General features: G+C 30.4%; 20 protein-coding genes and 1 pseudogene. 14 read left to right on the forward strand and 7 right to left on the reverse strand.

Annotated elements, in window-relative coordinates; genetic code table 11:
- Positions 1 to 198 (forward strand): annotated as a pseudogene (locus tag RH99_RS05580) (Rpn family recombination-promoting nuclease/putative transposase); the annotation flags it as partial.
- 176 nt (positions 199 to 374) lie between these two features.
- Here the strand turns inward: RH99_RS05580 and RH99_RS05585 are convergent.
- Positions 375 to 833 (reverse strand): GNAT family N-acetyltransferase, encoded by a 459-nt coding sequence (locus RH99_RS05585; RefSeq protein WP_010235110.1) that lies wholly within the window; start codon positions 831 to 833, stop codon positions 375 to 377.
- A gap of 143 nt (positions 834 to 976) precedes the next feature.
- The gene (locus tag RH99_RS05590; RefSeq protein WP_010235112.1) at positions 977 to 1,369 is read right to left on the reverse strand and encodes a bacteriohemerythrin; all 393 of its coding nucleotides are present in this window, start codon (positions 1,367 to 1,369) and stop codon (positions 977 to 979) included.
- Positions 1,370 to 1,624: 255 nt separating this feature from the next.
- Between RH99_RS05590 and RH99_RS05595 the strand changes: the two genes are divergently transcribed.
- A complete protein-coding gene (locus RH99_RS05595) occupies positions 1,625 to 2,623 on the forward strand; it encodes an aldo/keto reductase (protein ID WP_010235114.1) in 999 nt (332 codons plus the stop codon).
- 292 nt (positions 2,624 to 2,915) lie between these two features.
- On the opposite strand, the gene RH99_RS05600 is transcribed toward RH99_RS05595, so the two are convergent.
- Positions 2,916 to 3,728: an alpha/beta fold hydrolase gene (locus tag RH99_RS05600; protein ID WP_010235117.1), complete on the reverse strand. Its 813-nt coding sequence runs from the start codon at positions 3,726 to 3,728 to the stop codon at positions 2,916 to 2,918.
- Between the two features lie 204 nt (positions 3,729 to 3,932).
- On the opposite strand from RH99_RS05600, the gene RH99_RS05605 reads away from it, so the two are divergent.
- From RH99_RS05605 to RH99_RS05640, 8 genes are all read left to right on the forward strand, one after another.
- Entirely contained in the window at positions 3,933 to 4,502 is a 570-nt protein-coding gene (locus tag RH99_RS05605; protein WP_010235119.1) for a MarR family winged helix-turn-helix transcriptional regulator, read from the forward strand.
- Between the two features lie 553 nt (positions 4,503 to 5,055).
- On the forward strand, positions 5,056 to 5,994 hold the full coding sequence (locus tag RH99_RS05610) for an ABC transporter ATP-binding protein (RefSeq protein WP_010235122.1): 939 nt from the start codon (positions 5,056 to 5,058) through the stop codon (positions 5,992 to 5,994).
- 10 nt (positions 5,995 to 6,004) lie between these two features.
- Positions 6,005 to 6,748 carry an ABC transporter permease gene (locus RH99_RS05615; protein ID WP_010235124.1) on the forward strand — a complete coding sequence of 248 codons (744 nt, stop codon included), beginning with the start codon at positions 6,005 to 6,007 and terminating at the stop codon, positions 6,746 to 6,748.
- Entirely contained in the window at positions 6,748 to 7,731 is a 984-nt protein-coding gene (locus RH99_RS05620; RefSeq protein ID WP_010235127.1) for an ABC transporter permease, read from the forward strand. Before RH99_RS05615 ends, RH99_RS05620 begins: the two co-directional genes overlap by 1 nt.
- Positions 7,732 to 8,458: 727 nt before the next feature.
- Positions 8,459 to 9,301, forward strand: coding sequence for an Rpn family recombination-promoting nuclease/putative transposase (locus tag RH99_RS05625; protein WP_010235130.1), 843 nt, complete (start codon positions 8,459 to 8,461; stop codon positions 9,299 to 9,301).
- A 292-nt stretch (positions 9,302 to 9,593) separates the two neighbouring features.
- Positions 9,594 to 9,923 carry a FlxA-like family protein gene (locus tag RH99_RS05630; protein ID WP_010235133.1) on the forward strand — a complete coding sequence of 110 codons (330 nt, stop codon included), beginning with the start codon at positions 9,594 to 9,596 and terminating at the stop codon, positions 9,921 to 9,923.
- Positions 9,924 to 10,192: 269 nt separating this feature from the next.
- Positions 10,193 to 10,555, forward strand: coding sequence for a hypothetical protein (locus RH99_RS05635; RefSeq protein WP_010235136.1), 363 nt, complete (start codon positions 10,193 to 10,195; stop codon positions 10,553 to 10,555).
- A gap of 526 nt (positions 10,556 to 11,081) precedes the next feature.
- Positions 11,082 to 11,921 (forward strand): YecA family protein, encoded by an 840-nt coding sequence (locus RH99_RS05640; RefSeq protein WP_010235138.1) that lies wholly within the window; start codon positions 11,082 to 11,084, stop codon positions 11,919 to 11,921.
- A 44-nt stretch (positions 11,922 to 11,965) separates the two neighbouring features.
- Here RH99_RS05640 and RH99_RS05645 read toward each other — a convergent pair whose 3' ends face one another.
- Positions 11,966 to 13,183 (reverse strand): macrolide family glycosyltransferase, encoded by a 1,218-nt coding sequence (locus RH99_RS05645; protein ID WP_010235140.1) that lies wholly within the window; start codon positions 13,181 to 13,183, stop codon positions 11,966 to 11,968.
- A gap of 441 nt (positions 13,184 to 13,624) precedes the next feature.
- Between RH99_RS05645 and RH99_RS05650 the strand changes: the two genes are divergently transcribed.
- The 4 genes from RH99_RS05650 to RH99_RS05665 all read left to right on the forward strand — a co-directional run bounded on the left by RH99_RS05650 (position 13,625) and on the right by RH99_RS05665 (position 17,212).
- The gene (locus tag RH99_RS05650) at positions 13,625 to 13,909 is read left to right on the forward strand and encodes a winged helix-turn-helix transcriptional regulator (protein ID WP_373854701.1); all 285 of its coding nucleotides are present in this window, start codon (positions 13,625 to 13,627) and stop codon (positions 13,907 to 13,909) included.
- Between the two features lie 285 nt (positions 13,910 to 14,194).
- Entirely contained in the window at positions 14,195 to 15,427 is a 1,233-nt protein-coding gene (locus RH99_RS19195; protein ID WP_010235143.1) for a C40 family peptidase, read from the forward strand.
- 268 nt (positions 15,428 to 15,695) lie between these two features.
- Positions 15,696 to 16,886: a P-loop NTPase family protein gene (locus RH99_RS05660; RefSeq protein ID WP_010235146.1), complete on the forward strand. Its 1,191-nt coding sequence runs from the start codon at positions 15,696 to 15,698 to the stop codon at positions 16,884 to 16,886.
- 14 nt (positions 16,887 to 16,900) lie between these two features.
- Entirely contained in the window at positions 16,901 to 17,212 is a 312-nt protein-coding gene (locus RH99_RS05665) for a PD-(D/E)XK nuclease domain-containing protein (protein ID WP_279373416.1), read from the forward strand.
- Between the two features lie 134 nt (positions 17,213 to 17,346).
- Here RH99_RS05665 and RH99_RS05670 read toward each other — a convergent pair whose 3' ends face one another.
- From RH99_RS05670 to RH99_RS05675, 3 genes are all read right to left on the reverse strand, one after another.
- Positions 17,347 to 18,372: an LCP family protein gene (locus RH99_RS05670; protein WP_010235152.1), complete on the reverse strand. Its 1,026-nt coding sequence runs from the start codon at positions 18,370 to 18,372 to the stop codon at positions 17,347 to 17,349.
- A gap of 215 nt (positions 18,373 to 18,587) precedes the next feature.
- Positions 18,588 to 18,740, reverse strand: a complete 153-nt coding sequence (locus RH99_RS19200) for a hypothetical protein (protein WP_158511937.1) — start codon at positions 18,738 to 18,740, stop codon at positions 18,588 to 18,590.
- A 593-nt stretch (positions 18,741 to 19,333) separates the two neighbouring features.
- Complete coding sequence (locus RH99_RS05675; RefSeq protein WP_010235153.1) at positions 19,334 to 19,687, reverse strand: hypothetical protein; 354 nt, start codon at positions 19,685 to 19,687, stop codon at positions 19,334 to 19,336.
- Positions 19,688 to 19,947: the final 260 nt, after the last annotated feature.

Below are 19,947 nucleotides of genomic sequence, written 5' to 3' on the forward strand. Positions count from 1 at the left end.
ATGAGAGATTATAAGGCTGAACTCAAAACTGCTGAGAGAAAGGGAATAGAAAAAGGAAGAGAAGAAGGCATGGAAAAAGGCATGGAAAAAGGAAAAATTGAGGTTGCAAAAAGCTTTCTAAGAATGGGATTAAGTATAGAACAAATAGCAACAGGAACTGGCCTTACTGTTGAACAAATTAGAAAATTAGAAAATTGAAGCTAGAGGTTACAGATAAATATTTATAATAATGTATTATGAGTTTGTCATATATTAAGGATTTTTCACATATAAAGAAAAAGCCAGCTTATTCCAAAATATTGGATATAAATTAGCTTTTTTAACATTAATGACTACATAATGCTTTATCTCAGATTAATTGTTATTCCATCAAATCAAAGTATCTTCTCAAAACAAACACTGTATTTACTGTTTACATACTCTCCATAAAGCTCAATATCAACATATCCAAATTTTCTATATAAGGAGATAGACTCTGGTTGAAGTGGTCCGGTTTCTAATTTTATTGAATTATAGCCCATACTTTTTGCTTTATTCTCAAGAAACAAAAGAATTTTAGATGCTATTCCTTGCTTTCGGAATTCACTGTCAACATAGAATCTTTTTAATTCTACACTATTTGAGTCTAAAGGACGTATACCACCGCATCCAACAGCATAATCATTAATGTATGCAACAACAAAAACTATTTCATTCACTTTGGGGTCATTAAAATCTACACCAAATATACCTTCTTCAGGGTATTTTTTTAACATCTCACTATCAAGTTTAAAAATCAATTGGTGCAAATCATCATTTTTCGAATTGACTTCTTTTAAAAACACATTGGTCATGTTATTCTTAACTCCTTCATTAATGCATTATATTTTACAACTTGGACTCAATACATATAGAAATTATATCATATTAAAAACTATAGGATTTTTCATGATGTATTTTTACATAATAATAGGTGCAGCTCTAAGAACTGCACCTATTATTTTTCTATTATCTTTAAATCTGTATGTAGAATATGATTATCTATCCAATTAGTAACGAAATCTAGTAATTCTAAAATATAGGCATCTTGATTCTCATCTATTTTGTCCAAATCAAATTTTGTAACAGTATCAATAAATTTTAGATGTTCTATTTTATGAGTAAACAATTTTTTATATTTAATGCTTTCCATATATTTTTCTTCTTCACTAAAATGAAAGGCAGTATAGTCTCTTAACTCATTTATTAAATCAACTATTCTGTTGTACTTGTCTACAATCAAGTCACTTTTCAATAAATTATAGATTTCTTCTGCTAAATCAAATAATTTTTTATGCTGCTTATCAATTTCTTCTAACCCAAGTTTGTATTTATTATCCCATTCAACCATAATTAAATCCTCCATTTTTATTATTTAATTCATTATGCTAACTTAATAGTCAATTTTAATTATAATCTTGAATAAATAATATTTCTATAATATATTATATTTATTATGGAAATATTTACACCCCAGGGGTGGAAAAAATGTTCAATATGGAAAAAATTACACCCCAGGGGTGGAAAAAATGTTTGTTATGGAAAAACTTATAACTTTGAGGTAAATTATAATATAGTGATATACTACTATTTGGGAGATGATTGAATGGAATATACAGAAATCAACAAAACAAATCTTAAAGGATTGTCAAAAGTTGCATTAGGAACTTGGGCCATTGGTGGATCTGATTGGGGAGGTACTGATGTTAAGCAATCTGTTGCAACTATTAAGCATGCTTTAGATTTAGGTATTAATTTGATAGATACTGCTCCAGCTTATGGTAGAGGAGAATCGGAAAAAATTGTGGGAGAAGCAGTTAAAAATATACCACGAGATTCTTTTTATATAGCTACTAAAGTGGGATTGGATTGGTCTAAAGGTGATGGAAAGGTTTATCGTAATAATACGAAAGAAAATATCCTAAAGGAAATAGATGATTCTCTGCAACGTCTTAAAACAGATTATATAGATATTTATCAAATTCATTGGCCAGATCCTCTTGTACCTATTGAAGAGACTGCATTAACAATGAAAAGTCTTCTTGATGCTGGAAAAATTCGTGCTATTGGTGTAAGTAATTTTAGTTCTCTGCAAATGGAAACATTTAAGAAATTTGCTCCTATACACACAGTTCAGCCACCTTACAATATTTTTGAACAGGATTTCAAAAAAGATTTATTACCTTATGTAAAAAATGAAAATATTACAGCTTTGTACTATGGCAGCATTTGCCGTGGACTACTTAGTGGAAAAATGAAAGCTGATCGTAAATTTGATGGTGACGATTTACGTAATACTGATCCAAAATTTCAACCTAAGCGTTTTCCTAGTTACATTAATGCTGTGGAAGCTCTAGACAAATGGGTAAAAGAAAGTTATGGAAAATCTGTTATTAGTCTTGCCATTCGTTGGCTAATTGATCAACCTGTTTCTGGCATTGCATTATGGGGTGCTCGTCGTCCTGATCAATTGGATGCCATTAAAACTATTGATGGTTGGAAATTGAAAGAAGAAGATTATAAAACTATTGAATCAATTGTAAACAAGTATGTAAAAGAAGCCGTTGGTCCTGAATTTATGGCTCCACCTGCACGTACATTATAGTGAAGTGCTTAAATCAAGCTAACTTTCATATGTGAACATAAAAACACCGTAAAATTCTTCGTTGAATAATACGGTGTTTTTTAATATTTTACTTTTTTAATATTATAAGGCATCTTCAAAAAATAAACAAGTCAGTATGCTAGCCTATTTTAAATCCTACTGCGTCAACAGAACCCTCTGATAGCCAACTATCATTAGAACCTGTTTCCTTGTTGGATTCAAAATATTCGTCGCATCTTTGACTTCTTATTTATTTTCAGATGCCTAATGTATTTTCCTAAGCAGCATCATATTATTCTTCAATAAATTTCATCAATTCCTCATTAAATTTATCTTTCTGATCATAGAAGGAGGCATGACCGCTGTACTTGAATGGTACAAGCTTTGAATTTCTAATACTTTGTTTTTGTACCTCACCAAGTGAGAATGGAACAACCTTGTCATGAATGCCATGAATAATTAATGTAGGAACATTTATTGCCGCTAAATCAGAAAATAGTTCTTCACGTATCCAAGTATTTGCGATTGCAGCAGTTGCCCAGCCTGATGCTTGTAACCCTAAGTTTAGGAACCAATCGGCGAAGGGTTCAGTTATATGTTGAAAGAAAAATATATCACCAAAATCACTGAGCATTTTAGGACGATCAGCATATGTTGCCTGAATAATATTCGTTACAACTTCTGTATCTACACCGTAAGGAAAATTAGGACGTTTAATAAGGCTAGGGGCTGCTGCTGCAAAAAGGGCAAGCTTGGAGACACCATATTCTTTATGTCTACCCATATATCTGACAGCAATTGCTCCTCCTGTTGAATGACCTGCCAGTGTAAAATTTTTTAATCCTAAAGCTTTAACCACACCAAAAACATCGTCTGACAATCTATTGTAATCATATCCTGTAAAGGGCTTATCTGATTCACCAAACCCTCTTTGATCTATGCCAATACATCTGTATCCGCGTTTAGGAAGCTCATTAAACTGATACTCAAATAAATTATGGCTTCCAGGCCAACCATGTAGAAATACAATTGTCTTATTACCTTCTGGGTTGAGATCCTCTACATAAATTTTTACCTTCGGTTCTACTCCAACATAGTATCCCACCGAAATACCCCCAATATTTAAATAACTATATTGATATGTTATTCATATGGGTATGAATTTGTGAATGATTAAGGTGATTCTTCAACGGGAAAGAATTGCATCTATAGGATGAATAAGCAGCATAAGAGTGAATATTGATGAATTTGAAATGTTCTGTTATTATTATAGACAATATAATTACCAAAAATAAAGGAGCAGATATTTATGGATCTTTACAGAGAGTTGTTTTTAATGCAGCAAACTTATGCTACACTTTTTTCTCTTGCCAATAAGCTTCAGGTAAAAGGCGATCAATACCTTGGGAGCTTAACTTCAAGACAGCTTATGACAATGATTGCAATTTTCCATCTAGCGGAAGATGAAACTACAATGAATAATATTGCGAGAAAATTAGGTACCACTAAACAGAGTGTGAAACAACTTATAAGGATTATAGAAAATAAAGGTTATGTTATCACTGTACCCAGTAAACAGGATAAGCGTGCAGTTAATGTCAGAATTACGGAGTCTGGAAAACAGGTCATGATTGATTGCTCCGTAAGATCATTGAAGTTTTTTGCAGATCTTTTTAAAGATTTTACCACAGAAGAAATGGATATATTGTGGGGTCTGTTAAAAAAAATGTATCGGTTTGATGGTGAAGAGCAGGATGGTTTTGAAGAAGATGCTAATGTGGGAATGGAGGAAGGACTGAATGAGGATCAAATAAGAGAACTGAAGGAATTTGAAAGGAGAAGAAATCATTCTCAAAATGAAGAAAATAAAAATGAATAAATTGTCTCTATCTGTCTATAACTCTTCTAATATGAGCCTTTACATGGGGGATGGTAGCATCTTTAAAGGATACTACTATTTACCTAATGTAAGGCTTTTTTTATCTGATGACTAGCTACTGTAACACTTATGCCGCACTCGTTGAAAGTGATCCATGTAAAACCTAAGATTTGGTTCTCTGCTTGAAGTCAGTAAGATTTATTAATATTTTTTTCCAAAATATTCATAGTAAAATAGGAAAAACTAAATAATGAAAGTAACATTGAGGCACATTCAAATAAATAACTAGTCAGTTACTAGTCTATTTTGAATCCTACTACGTCAACAGAACCCTCAGATAGCTCACTATCCTCAGAACCCGTTTCCTTGTAGACTTCAAAATATCCGTAGCATCTTTGACTTACTATTTATTTTCATATGCCTTATTATGCATCTTATTTTATAGGGTATTTCGGATGTATACTTATTTAAAAATAGACAGTATATTGACTAAATTTAAACATTCTGTTATTATTCTTTTAGACAGTATAATGTCTAAAGGGGGATATTTATTATGAATAATATTGTTACAGTTAAAAATTTAGAAAAAAATTATCATACTAAAAAAGCCGTTGATGGAATTAATTTTGTAGTAAATAAGGGTGAAATTCTTGGGTTTCTTGGCCCTAATGGAGCAGGTAAAAGTACAACTATCAATATTTTGGCCACCATATTATCAGCTGATAAGGGTGAAATAAGCATATTGGGCTATGATTTAAAAAAAGATATAAATCCTATCAAACAGGGAATTGGAATCGTTCCTCAGGATTTAGCCATTTATGAAGAAATTTCTGCTGAAAAAAATGTGCGGTTTTTTGCAAGCCTGTATAACATCAAAGGAAAACAGCTGGAAAGCCAGGTAAAGGAGGCTTTGGAACTGGTAGCTCTTTATGATAAAAAAGATGATAAGCCAAAGACTTTTTCAGGGGGCATGAAAAGAAGATTAAATATCGCTTGTGGAATTGCACATCAGCCGCAGTTTATTATTATGGATGAACCCACGGTTGGCATAGATCCCCAGTCAAGAAATCATATATTGGAATCCATTAAAACCCTTAAAAAAAGAGGCGCAACGGTTATATATTCTACACACTACATGGAAGAGGTGGAAGCAATTTGTGATCAAATTATTATTATGAATGATGGAAAGATTATTGCAGAGGGTACAAAAGAAGAATTAAAGAAGAAAGTGAATGATGAAATCACCTATTCCTTTAGTATGAAAAATTTAAATAAATTAAGTGATAAGCAGTTTTATGAAATTGATGGTGTAACAAAAGTTAAAATATCTGAAAATACCATTGAGATAACTAACGAAAAGTTAAAAGACAATCTCAATGAAATTATATCCAAAGTAACAGCAAAGGGCTGTAAAATTGAAAACATGAGCAGTAAAGAGGCATCTTTAGAAACTGTATTCTTAGAATTGACTGGAAGAAATCTAAGGGATTAGGAGGGAGCATATGAATTTTATAAAAATAGTTAAATTTGATTTCATGAATATCCTTAGAAACCCAATGCTGTTAATTTTGAATACTGTATTTCCATTAATACTCATTGGGGTCATAGGTTTTGTCACAAAGGGTGGTTATGGTGCAGGAAGTGTAAGCTCCTATGATTATTATGGAGTCACCATGATGATTTTTACAGCGTTATTGATTGCTATGACAGCTACCAATACCTTCATGGAGGAAAAGGTTAAAAGAGGGAATACACGCATCACCTATGCACCAGTTTCGAAAACGGAAATATATCTATCCAAATTGATTTCTACTTATATTTTGGGTACGGTTTCATACAGTGTCATATTGTGTGTAGGACAATATCTTTTTCATATTAACTTTGGAGGTAAGAATATTTTATATATTATGTTGTTAATCAATATATTGTCGCTATTTGGATGTTCTTTAGGAACTATGTTTTGCTGTATTTTCAAAAATGAAGAAGCAGCAAATTCGGTGATGCAGATTCCAATATTATTGTTCGTTTTTTTTGGTGGTATCTTTTTCCCGGTAGCTAGTCTTGGAAAAATCGTGGAGACAATATCATATATATCGCCAGTGAAGTGGATTACAGAATGTGCCTTTAAGGTTATTTATGATAATGACTTCAGCATATACCTACCCACACTTGCCATTGTGTTGTTTGGAGCTATAATTTGTATCATAATATGTGAAATCATTTTTAAACCGGAGGAATATGTATAATGAATGTAATTAATCTATTGAAAAATAATTTAAACAGGATTTTAACCCAAAAGGCCATCATTATAGTGGCAGTGGTAGTTGTACCGATTATGATCGGAGTGGCTGTGTTGTTTTCTGGAAAAACTGACATGAAGGCACATATTGCCTTGGTTTCAAATAATCCACAGAACATTCCTAAAAATGATAGGATTCAAATTGACGTAATGAATAAAAAACCAGCTACGTCGAAGCTGCTTTTAGGTAAATATGCTGCTATTGTGGAAGAAAAAAATAATGGAACCTATGATATAACAACTATAAAAAATAAAGCTGATAAGAAAGTCATAGAAAACTTTTTTAAATTGGGCAAAATTTCGGAAAGTGATCATAATAAAGGGGCGCAAAGAGGCACTGGAACGAACATTTTAGGATTTATTCTAATGATCATTTTAATGCAGGGGGTTGCATTGATTACACTTTATCCAGAGGATAGAACACTAAAAACATTTAGACGGATATTAACAGCACCAGTAAGTGAAAAGCAATATATTTTTGCACAGGGAATCTTTACTTTTTTATGTATTTATATACCTACCTATTTGTCAATTGCTATTACAAAGTTGTGTTTTGGCATAGAAATCGGATTTAGTCTTGGAATGCTGGCAATATTAATTGGGATTCTTTGTGCTCTCTCAACGGCACTTGCTTTATTTATTGCATCAGCAATAGAGAGTAACATATCTTTAGTGGCCAGTGCAATTTATATCATAACTTCTATATTAGCAGGCTGTTTCTATTCTTTTACGGGGGATAATAAAGTTCTTGATACCATTTGCAATATCCTCCCGCAAAAGGCATATATGACACTGAGTCAGGGTATAGAAAATGGAAATGGTATATTAAAATTTACAGGACAGCTTATATATTTACTTATTTGGATCGTTTCACTCTGGCTCTTAGGAAGTCTTATTAGTAAGAGGAGAATGAAGGAAGGTGTCTATTAAATCATAAACTTATTTGTATTTAAATCCTCCCTCTACAAATTCATATTTATTGAATTGTTTACATCGTTCATATGCCGCATTGTATTACTAGTGCATTTTATTAGAAAAGGGTGAAACAACCTTTTCTTAGTTGAAAGTGGACAGTTAAAAACCAGTTATGAGTTAAGAATTAATAGTTAATAAGGCTTTTTCTACACTATGCTACGAAAAAAGTTTAAAAACTAAGAAATTAACATTGGCTAAAATTACACCCCAGGGGTGTAATTTTAGCCATCTATTGGAATTTTTTCATAGTATAATGGAGGAAAAATCTTCATCACGCTCAACTTTCAACTCTTAACTCTCCACTGTCTTTTTAATTCGTCCTATCTCACGTGGTTTGAATTAATTACCCATAATTTTACCATATAATTTAAATATATTCAGTACAATATTTATCTGAATGTAGAAAGGTTAATTATTTCACACTACATTATTCAATTCTTAAATTCCACTTATGTCTATCCTATCTAGTTCGCCATTTATTCAAAATTAGATTCTAAAAACAAGGGATTCTTCATGATATATTTTTACACAGAAGTTCTTACGGATTATTTAAATAGATAATGAAGTTTCCAATAAAATTGGATATAATATAGGTAAGATAGATGTGAGATAGTAATGTGATGAGAAATTGGAAAAATTTACACCCCTGGGGTGTAAATAATGGAAGGGGAGTGGTAAAACAATGTGCAGATTAAATCCAAAAGTAGATTTTGCGTTTAAAAAACTGTTTGCAAGTCCGGAAAATAAAGATTTATTGATATCCTTCATAAATTCAATGCTTTCAGAACATGAGCAGATTTCTGATATACAATTAAAAAATCCCTATAACATAGCGAATTATAGAAAGGGTAAAATGACCATACTGGATATAAAAGCAGTGGACGAAAAAGGGGTATGGTATGACATAGAAATGCAGCTGGCAGAGCAGAGTTTCTATGATAAAAGGGCCTTTTACTATTGGGCAAAGGTATATTCAGATCAGATAGAAAGTGGAGATGATTTTGAAACCCTAAGAAAAACTATAGCTATAAACATACTGGATTTTAATTATATAGATGAAGAAGATTTTCACAATGTATACAAGGTATTCAATGAAAAGAGTAAAAAGGAATTTTCAAATATATTTGAAATGCATTTTATTGAATTAAATAAATTTAAAAAAGACTATAAGAGTTTAAGTAGTACACTAGACAGATGGGTAACTTTTTTAAATAGAGCTTATGAAATAGATGTCAATAAAATACCAGAAGAATTAGCCTTGGATAAGGAAGTGAAAAGGGCTATTGAAAAGCTTGATATTATGTATCTTGATAGTGAAGAAAGAGAAATATATGAAAATGATTTAAAGGCTATGAGAGATTATAAGGCTGAACTCAAAACTGCAGAGAGAAAAGGAAGAGAGGAAGGAAGAGAAGAAGGGAAAATTGAAGTTGCAAAAAGCCTTCTGAAAATGGGATTAAGTATAGAACAAATAGCAGCAGGAACTGGTCTTACTGTTGAAGAAATTAGAAAATTGAGACTATAATCTTATGGTGCTTCATCTAGGGTACGGGGTGATTATCAAATAATTTTCACACAGTTATTTGATAATCTAAATGTAATAAGGCATCTTCAGATAAATAACTAGTCAGTATACTAGTCTATTTTGAATTATACTACGTTAACAGAACCTTCTGATAGCATCACTATCATCAGAACCTGTTTCTTTGTATATTTCAAAATATACGTCGCATCTTTGACTTGTTATTTATTTTCACATGCCTAACTAGATATTATATAATAAAGGAAGAAATAATTAGATTTGGGGTGATTTTAAAATGAGTATTTCATCAATTTCTTTTACATCGAATAGCGTAAGCGTAGTGAATAGCACTAGTGATAGCAATGTACTTAGTAAACAAGCATTAGATATTCAGAAAGAGATACAACAAGAAAAGGTAAGTAAAGACGATGAAAAGATAAAACAGTCTAAAATTAGTCAACTACAAGCTCAGTTACAACAAATTCAAAGTGAAATTCAGCAAAAACAATCTCAAAGTACAAATCAAACTTCTAGTCAACAGGTGCAAGCATCAAAAAGTGTTGATAATAATTTAAATACATCAAAACAGAGTTATTCTGATAATATATTGGATACATTTGCTTAATAGTAATATGATGAAGACTAGTCATTACCAGCCTTATTATAGTCTAAAGCAGGATTTTAACTCCTGCTTATTTTTTTCTAATGTCCACACTTATAAAAATTGGAAAAAATTACACCCCTGGGGTGCGATAAGTTCCAAAAATGGAATAAATCATACTACAGCGGTTCAATAAACTAAGTCGGATTATGTCCAAATATTGGGTATAATCTGACTTCTTTTACTTTTATACTGATTAGTGATAAAATTATAAGTGAAATGAGGTGTAAAGAATGATACTTTATCATTTCTCAAATGGAAGGTACAATAAAATAATTCCCAAATCAGCAGCAAAAAGGCAGCTAGCTGAAGGGAAGACAACAAGAGAAAAAATAACGATTTTAACTACCAATCCCCATATGTTCTATGAAAATGACAATGGAGATAACTTTTTTAAATATAGATATATTGTAAAGCTGGATGGAAATGATCCTTACTTACATGCTGACGATAAATTCAATGGTATGATGGAAAAGTATAATAAAGCCTTTAATTCCAAACGTTCTGCATTTAAGTGGTTCTTCTATGAGAATCCACTTGAGTATACTTCTATATCAGAATGGGATAAAGAGTTAAGTAAATTCAAAATGGAATAAAAAATTATTCAGATTACAAATGTTCGCCTTTAGATGCTGCTTTACATAAAGCAAGTACAAATAAGTAAACTGCAGTTATAAAAGAACCAATAAAAATAACCATTATAATCACCCCTTTAGTTTTATTATAGACAGCTTGTCTAGAAGGTATACCGCTAGTGTCTATATATTTACTATAGATAAATTATAATGGTTATTAACTTTATAGGTATTAACGAGATTTTAAATTATAGTAAACATTACTTCAAATTCATTTCAAATATCAATGAATCTTATTTAGTAGAATTTGTACTCACACTAAGGTTAGATGAATTGTTCATGGATGTGGTGCTGTTATCGCATAAGCTGGTAAAGATCAGCCATATTATCTGTATTAGCTCCCACTCTAAGAAACACGCAATGTTAATCGATTTTATAATATTTAAGTTGAATGGAAAAATTTGCACCCCAGGGGTATAATGAATGTTAAATATGGAAAAAATTACACCCCTGGGGTGTAATATATAATAACTATTGAGGTGATATTGTGAACAAAATAAATAGAAATGATCCTTGTCCATGTATGAGCGGTAAAAAATATAAAAATTGTTGCATAGGTAAGGATTTTTTAGAAGAATTAGAAAAAGAAAATCTAAAATATTATGATGAAGAATACATACTTAGTGAAATAAAGAAAGAAAGCCAAGCTTTTAATATATTTTACGAAAATGAAAGACAAAACATTAAGAGGGAATTACTGTGGCTTAAAAAGACCATCAATTCAGGGGCAAATATGTCTTATGGAACATTACCCTTTATAGATAATAATCCCTATTGCATTGCAGTAAAAAATGCACCAATACTATTAGAGGAGTCCTTTGAGGCTGCCCATGAACTTCAACGTATAATTTGCCTTGAAGAGAGCTTTAAAATTGTAAAATTTAAAGAAGATGCAATAGGTCATTATAGTAGTATTCTCTGTAGAGTTATTAATGATATGATATATGATTCAATGATCGATAACAGGCTCATTAAATATGGATTTAATTTAAATGATCATTACGAAAAAGATGATGAAATTCAAATTAAAACCATAGGAGTTCAACCAATTGAAAGTCTTTCACCAGAGCAGGTAGTATTTATTACTACTCTATATGTGAAGAAAACTTTGGATTTGAGAAATATTTATCCTAATATTAAAGATGAAGAAGTGGAATTTAATAAATGGATAATTAAGAACTATAGTGGACTTGTACCATTTTCAAAAACTATATTAAAATTCGTTGAAGAAGTAGGATATGATACTCCAGCGAAAGTAGAGACTATTTTCAATAATATGATTAATGCATTGAAATTAGAGGAAGTATTGACTATAGATTATATATAAGAGCCTAAATTTAGGCTCTTTTTTATAGGTTAATGTTTTATAGTTTAAGCTAAAACACTTCTTTCTTCTTTCAATTTAAAGATTTCTTCAACTGCTTTTTTATAACCACCAGCTTTTCTAAAAGAATGGCTTATCTTTTTAATATTTTCAAGATAGCTTGGATCAGTTAAAACCTTTTCCACAGAATCTTTTAAAATTTCTGGAGTAAGCTTGTCTTTATCAAGAGAAATAGCTGCTCCAAGTTCTGCAGATCTTCCTGCCATATAAGGCTGATCTGCACTTATAGGTATTGCTACAAAAGGTATATTATTATACAGTAAGTCACTGGTACTATTCATTCCAGCATGAGTTATGGCAACATCGGTATATTTTAAAATTTCTGATTGGGGAACATAGTTTTGTACAATGAAATTTTTAGGTATATCAAATTGAGATAAATCTACATTGTATGCAGCCATAACTACAATAGCATCAGTATTAGCAAAGCTTTTAAAGAATATATCATATAGTTTACTATTAGTATTATTAAATACTGTACCAAGTGAAATATAAATAACTTTCTTTCCTTTTAATTTTTCAAAGGGAAAATCTAAATTCTCTTTTCTATCATATATTGGTGGACCTATAAATTTAAAACTATCATCATAGTATTCCATATGTGAAACAAAATATTTAGAAGTATATGCAATATTTATATCACCTTTATTAAAAAATAAACTAAGTATTTCATCAGGCATTTTTACATTATAAGTTTTCTTTAAGTTTTCAGATACTCTTTTATAATTAGCTATAGCCGGATGATTTTTCATTAAATCTTTATCCATTAAATATTTATTTTGAGCCATAAGTTCTTTTGGGGTAGCAAATACTGCAAAGGACGAAATAGAAGGAATTTTTAGTATTTGGGCAATAATATTTCCAAAAGGGAACATAGCAGCATAAGCAACGTAATCAAATTTTGTATCTTTAATTTGATATAAAATATCTTTTATAACTTCTTCACTGGAATTAAGAAGTTCATTTATATGATTTAAGAATTCGTTAATATTCATTTCTTTAGTAATAGTATGTTTTTTTGTAAGAGGATTGGATTCTCCTTTGTAACTTTTAAATAGAGCTCCTGTACTTTCTATTTTTTCTTTAAAGTCTTCTGAACAAAAATAAGTCACTTCTTCTCCTCTTTTTGTTAATTCATTTACTAATCCCAATGTAGGATTAACATGGCCATGAGCTGAAAGGTTTAAAAAAAGTACTTTTGACATATCTTCACATCCTTACCTTATTTTTATATGTGTATTTTACTACAATGATATTTATTGTCAATTTAGAATATGGATGTATACGGTTAAAATTTGTGAATAAATTGGTAAATATATATTAACAATTATGTAACCTAAGTGAATTTGATTCCAATCTTCAATGATTTTAATGCAGCAACTTTTATTTCAGAAATATATTAATGTTATTTCTAAAATTTTCTCATAAGTAACTCTACTTTCAAAAAACCTAGGATTGTGAACTGCCCCCTGTCTACTTGACAGGGGGCAGTTCATAGCTATCTTAGGTTTAATTTTATACATTTATAGATATTAAGTTTAGAATTTAATTTCTTCTGTTTCACCACTAAATGAATATATAGTAGCGTTTACCTCAGTAAAATAAAGTACTTCAAAAATATCATCATCTGCTTTGTACATATAAAGATTTTTAGTGGGAAATGGGCTTTGATAGTTATTTATAATTTATGTGAAAAAACACTGCGTTTTGGAGAATTAAAACGTAAAGTTCCAGGTGTTACACAAGCTACACTTACAAAGCAACTACGTATTCTTGAACAGTATGGAATGATTAATAGATATGTGTATGCAGAAGTGCCACCGCATGTGGAATACTCTCTTACTAAGATTGGAGAAGAGTTCATTCCTGTATTACAACAATTTGAAGTCTTTGGAAATAAATATATAGATTTTTTAAAAGAAAAATATTAATCGTATTTCTGTTAAATGGAAGAAATTGAACCACTGGGGTGTAGGAAATGTGATTTATGGAAAAAATTACACCCTGGGAGTGGGTTACACATAAGTATAATACTGAAAATAAAAGGAATCTTTTAGAATAAAGCCTAGACCACAAATTAAGATTATGATAATAAAGAGGATTTTTTTAATTCCTTCTAGAACTATATGAATTATTAACCTATAAATTGAAAGAAGGTGAGTTTTAGCGAGAGACTTCCAATTATTATATGTTACATTCTCTCACTGAAGATAAAGATGAATAAAAAACTTATTATTCTACTATTGGTAGCGGCAGGTTCAATTGGAGCAGTATTACCAACTACAAATACCTATGCAGCTGCTGGAAATGAAAGCGTAATTTCTAATACAGTAAATACTTTGGCAGCAGTAAAAGTTACCTCATATACAGCAGCTAAGACAAAGGCTAAACCAGCACCAAGTCTACAACCACTGACATGTATAGATACTCCATCTTCTGGATTCAATGTAAATAAGAATTTTAATGTGAATGGCTGGGTACTCAATGGTTCTGGAGTAAAGCAAGTTCAAGTCTATGTTGATAATAGATTAATTGGAAATGCTTCTATTGGCAGATTTAGACCAGATGTGGCCAAGGTATTTCCAAAGTACAACAATAAGAACAGTGGATATTTATTGACTATACCTAAAAATAAAATTTCTGCAGGAAACCACACAATAACAGTTAAATCAATGGGCAATGATGGAGTAGTAACTAGTAAATCTGTTAAAATATCAAAGCCAAAGGATTTATTATACATAGATTCACCACAGCAGGGTCAGCATGTTAAAAATAGCATAATTGTATCAGGTTGGGCCTTGAGTATTGAAAATATGAGGCAAGTAAAGATATCAATAGATAATAAATTTGTAGGAAATGCTACCATAGGACTAAGTAGAGCTGATGTAGCTAAAGCATATCCAGTATATCTTAAGGGTAACAGTGGTTTTAGGTATAATTTAAATGTGTCCAAGCTATCAAAGGGTAATCACACTATAACAGTCACTGCCATTGATGTCAGTGGAAATAGCGTATCTTCAAGTAAGACTATATCTACAGCAGAGGTAAAATCAGTTGTTACTTTATCGAATAAGGTATCTACAACAAAAGGACAAGCTATAATAAGCTATGCTGAAAAGTTTAAAGGAGTTAAATATGTTTGGGGAGGAGAGAGTCCCAGCGGATTTGATTGTTCAGGATTTACAGAGTACGTATACAATCATTTTAGTGTAAAGCTTCCTCATAATGCAGCGGAGCAGTATGGTTATGGAAAGTCAGTGAGTAAGAGCAGCCTGCAACCAGGTGATTTAGTTTTCTTTGGGAAAACAGCTAGCAGCATATATCATGTAGGTATATACATAGGAAATGGTAATTTTATAAATGCACCTAAACCAGGAGACAAAGTAAAAATAACAGCACTCCGTTATATGCCTGATTATTATGGGGCAAAGAGAATAACAATTAAGTAAGGATTAAATGGAAAAAATTACACCCCTGGGGTGTAAAAAAATATGGGTTATGGAAAAATTTCCAATAGTCTTTAAAGGTAAGTTAAATCCATTTTTATAGATTATATTTTGAATATAAGTTGAAAAGGGTATATAAAATATATTAAAATATAATTAAAACTAATAAAAATAGGATAAAGTTAATTAAAGTTAATAAAAACATATTAAAAAGTTTAAAATATAAGATATGGGATATAATTTTAATAAAAGTTAGTGGAGGGAATGTATTATGAGAAAATTATTGGCTGAAAAAGTATTTAAGCCGGGCTCATTTCCGGAATACACTTATATATCACGAGTATCCCCTGAAATTAATGTTAATTATGAAACTAGATTAAAACAAGCATTAAAGATATCAGGTTTTTTGACATCAATAGTAGGACCTTCAAAAATGGGTAAGACAGTTCTTTGTGAAAAAGTTATAGATTTGAAAGATTTGGTTGAGATACAAGGAGGAGATTTTTCATCTTCTAATGATTTTTGGAAAGTGCTAGCTCAAAAAGTTGGTATATCAGTTGAAGGTGAATATAGCGAAACTCATAGTAATTCAAATGGTAAATTAACTAAAAAATTAAGTGAGACACAAAGATATATTACCAGCAAAGATAGAGTTATTGATTATTTTAAGGAGAATGAATTGGTTCTAGTTTTAGATGATTTTCATTATGCACCAGAAAATGCTCAGGTATATATTGCACAACAGTTAAAAGATGCCATAAGAAGAGAATTTAAAGCTATTATAGTATCACTACCACATAGAGCTGATGATGCTATAAGAAAAAATGCAGATCTGAGTGGCAGGCTAAGTTTAATTAACATTGAGCCTTGGAATGAAGAAGAATTAAAACAAATTGCAATAAAGGGATTTAAAAAATTAGAAGTAGAAATATCAGATGAAGTTGCCTTAAATATAGCAAAAGAAAGTCTTACATCCCCACAATTAATGCAGTATATATGTCTTAGTCTATCAACCATATTAGATTTAGATAATGAATGTACAAGGAGAATAGTTGATTTTTCAAAACTTGAAGAAAGTTATAAATTTACTACTTTAAATTTTGAATATAAAGATGTTATAAAGACATTAAAAGAAGGACCTAATACTAGAGGGAAAGGAAGACGCCTTTATAAGATTAAGACAGGGGAATCTATAGATGTATATGGTTTAATCGTAAAGGCCATAGCTGAGAATCCACCTATAATGGGATTATCCTTAGATGAAATAAAAAAAAGAATTGATGATTTAATAATAAGTTCTATAGATAAGCTTGATAAAAGAAAGATTAAAGATGCTTTAATTCAGCTTCAGAGTATTGTAAACGAAAAGGAGGCAATTTATCAAGTATTTGAATGGAAAGACAATATACTATATATTTTAGATCCATTATTTTTATTTTATTTAAGATGGGGTAGTCATTAAATATTATTAAACCAATATTTCCTCTGGTAAGATTAGAGGTTTCAAATGATACTGGATATAATTCTGTAAGATATGATATTTATATAGATGAATATGATGTAGTTATAGAAGTAAAATGTAGCAGAAATAGTATGACGGAAAGAACTATTGAAGAGGAAATTGGTTCGGATATTTATCATTATCAAACAAAAAATGTATTTTTCTTTATATACGATAAAGATAAGATAATAAAAAATATTGATGCATTTATAAAATCATATACTAAGAATGAGAATAATTTTGATAAGAATGTTGATGCAATTGTTATTCAGCCAGTGTTATTATAGATAATGTTGGTATTGAAATAATAAAATCATACCCCATTGGTGCAATAAATGAAACTATTTCCATTTATTCGCACCCCTGGGGTGTAGAAAATGTGATTTATGGAAAAAATTACACCCCAGGGGTGAGTTGCATACTACTTCAAATCCCCTTCAAATATAAACTGATGAAGATCGGCTACATTCTTAGCTTTATCCCAGCCTAAGAAATACACACCATTAATGTATTTGCTATAGCTATAACCAGATTTATCTTCTGGAAGCCTAAATTGGTCAATAGTTCTGATCTTATTAGTTATTACATAAGAAGTATCTGCAAGGATGTCTGTTTTTGATAGTGAAGTTTCCACATCAGGGAAAATAGTATCAAGGGCTGTAGAGGCATCGGTAATGCTCATGGAAGATAGTTTACTGAAAACTTGAGTTAAAACAGCTCTCTGCCTTTCCGTTCTCTGAAAATCCTGTCTTCCTACGTATCTTATTCTAGAATAACCTAAAGCTTGTACACCGTTTAAATGCTGCATGCCGCCTTCAGTTAATAGCTTAGGAGTTACTCCTTCAAGTTTTGCCACTTCTCTTATGTAGCCATTAGCAACGTCTACCTCAGAGGAAGATATATTCATATCTATACCACCAACGGCATCTACAATTTTATCAAAATGGGTAAAGTCTACTTTTACGTAGTCTTTAATGTTCATGTCAAAATTACTGTTTATGGCTTTGATGGCATATTGACCGCCGCCGTTTTTACCTCCACCTTGTTTATAGATAACATTGATTCTGTCCTGAGTGGTACCTTTAGTAGCGCCTTCTCCCTGAATATTATCTATGAGCATATCTCTCATTAGTGAAGTGATTTTTATTTTATTGTGAGCTTTATCAACACTTAGAATCATTATGGAATCTACAAGACCTGGATCAGTTTCAGGATCACGACTGTCTGCACCCATAAGTAGTATGTTAGTATAATTTTTATCAACATCTTTACTAGTATCAGTATTAAACTGCTTTGTATTTATACCAAGATCAGAAGGCTTGTCTGATATCTTTGTAATTTTGATTTTTGATAGTTTACTGTTTATGTATAAATAACTGCCTCCACCTATGATAGCAATAACTACAAGTACTATTATAATGGGAATAAATATTTTCTTCTTTTTCATTATGTTCCTCCAAAGTTTATTTTGTATAAGATTCACTAAGGTATATTATATATTTTTATTGAAGAATATGCCAGTGGGGGAAGGAAATTTAAGGAATAGTTAATATGGGGATAGCAGCATATTTACCTAAAGTAACTGAATAAAATAAAAAAAGCACTCCTTAAAGGGTGCTTTTTTATTATAAACCATTGCTATATTCCCAAACTAGCTTACACCTATAAAACATCTGTCTTGGCAATAATTAAGTCAGCTTCACTATCTTCAATAGCGCCTATAGCTGATAATTCTTTAACTAACAGTCTCATCAATACCCTGTTTCTTTTATTTATAGTAATAGTTGTTTTTATAGTTGTATCTGTATTCTCCATAATATAATCCTCCATATCTTCTTATAATAATTATTTACAATTAGAGGAGTTTTATACCATGTATACGTTTATAAATACAAGATTTTATAAAAATTCAAATCCTTTTCATAGCTTTCATTATGTAAAACCATTCACGTCAAATAACAGTATAATATAAACATAAGCATTACAAATGTAAATAAAGATATAATTATTAATACTTTTTTCATTTTATCGCCTCAATATGCTATGAGTATTCACAAATTATTAATACATTATTCACATAATATCATATTGAATTTCACCATACAAGTATTTTATAAAAAATTAAGACCAAATCTAGAAATACTTTTTAATTGGATTATATCAACTTTTGAGTAATATAGTATTTAAATTCACAACTAGAATATCAATGAAGCTTACTTAGTCGGAATTTGTACTCCAACTAAGTTTAGATGAATTATCCAGGAACGTGTTGCTGTTATCCCCGCCTTATAGAAAAGCAGAGTGCAGTGGAGTGTTACAGCGGCTAGTTATCGGATAAAAAGGATTTAGAAATTAATCTAAATCCTTAAAAGTATTTATTCAGTTATCACTTATATTTATAAAGAAATCTACAGATAATTAAGTATTTTTGTTAAATTTTTTTCTGTACATGAAAAATTACCTGTTATATTAGGATTGTTTACAAATGTAGGTCCTATTAGTATTTTCACTACTTCATTATAATTACCATCTATTTCAGATATGATAGTATTAGTAAAATTTGAAGAATTATTAATTCTCTGTGCACTTATTGTTATTAAGTGATTTTTATAACTAATAGGAACTTGGATATAATCTACAATAGGGATTTTACCATCTTCTGATATCCTTTTTTCTAGTGTATTTAATATTGTTGCTTTACCTATACACTGGGAAACATTTTGAATAACTTTTCTAATATCATTTTGATTTCTTATAAGCATAAATTCTCCCTTCAATATTTAATCATTATGATAAATTATATGATTTATAGTATGATAATTATTATCTAATATATATTAAATGAAGCTATTTTCACATTTATTTTATATCCATTAACTTTTATATATAAATTATACAATACTATTTGTGATAAGTTCCCTGTCATTTACAAACTGTAAAGATATAATTATAATGTAACTATTGTGATAAGGCACATTCAAATAAATAACTAGTCAGTATGCCAGTATATTTGACTTACTAT

Origin of the sequence: Clostridium arbusti SL206 (assembly GCF_000246895.1) — a bacterium.
GTDB lineage: Bacteria > Bacillota > Clostridia > Clostridiales > Clostridiaceae > Clostridium_I > Clostridium_I arbusti.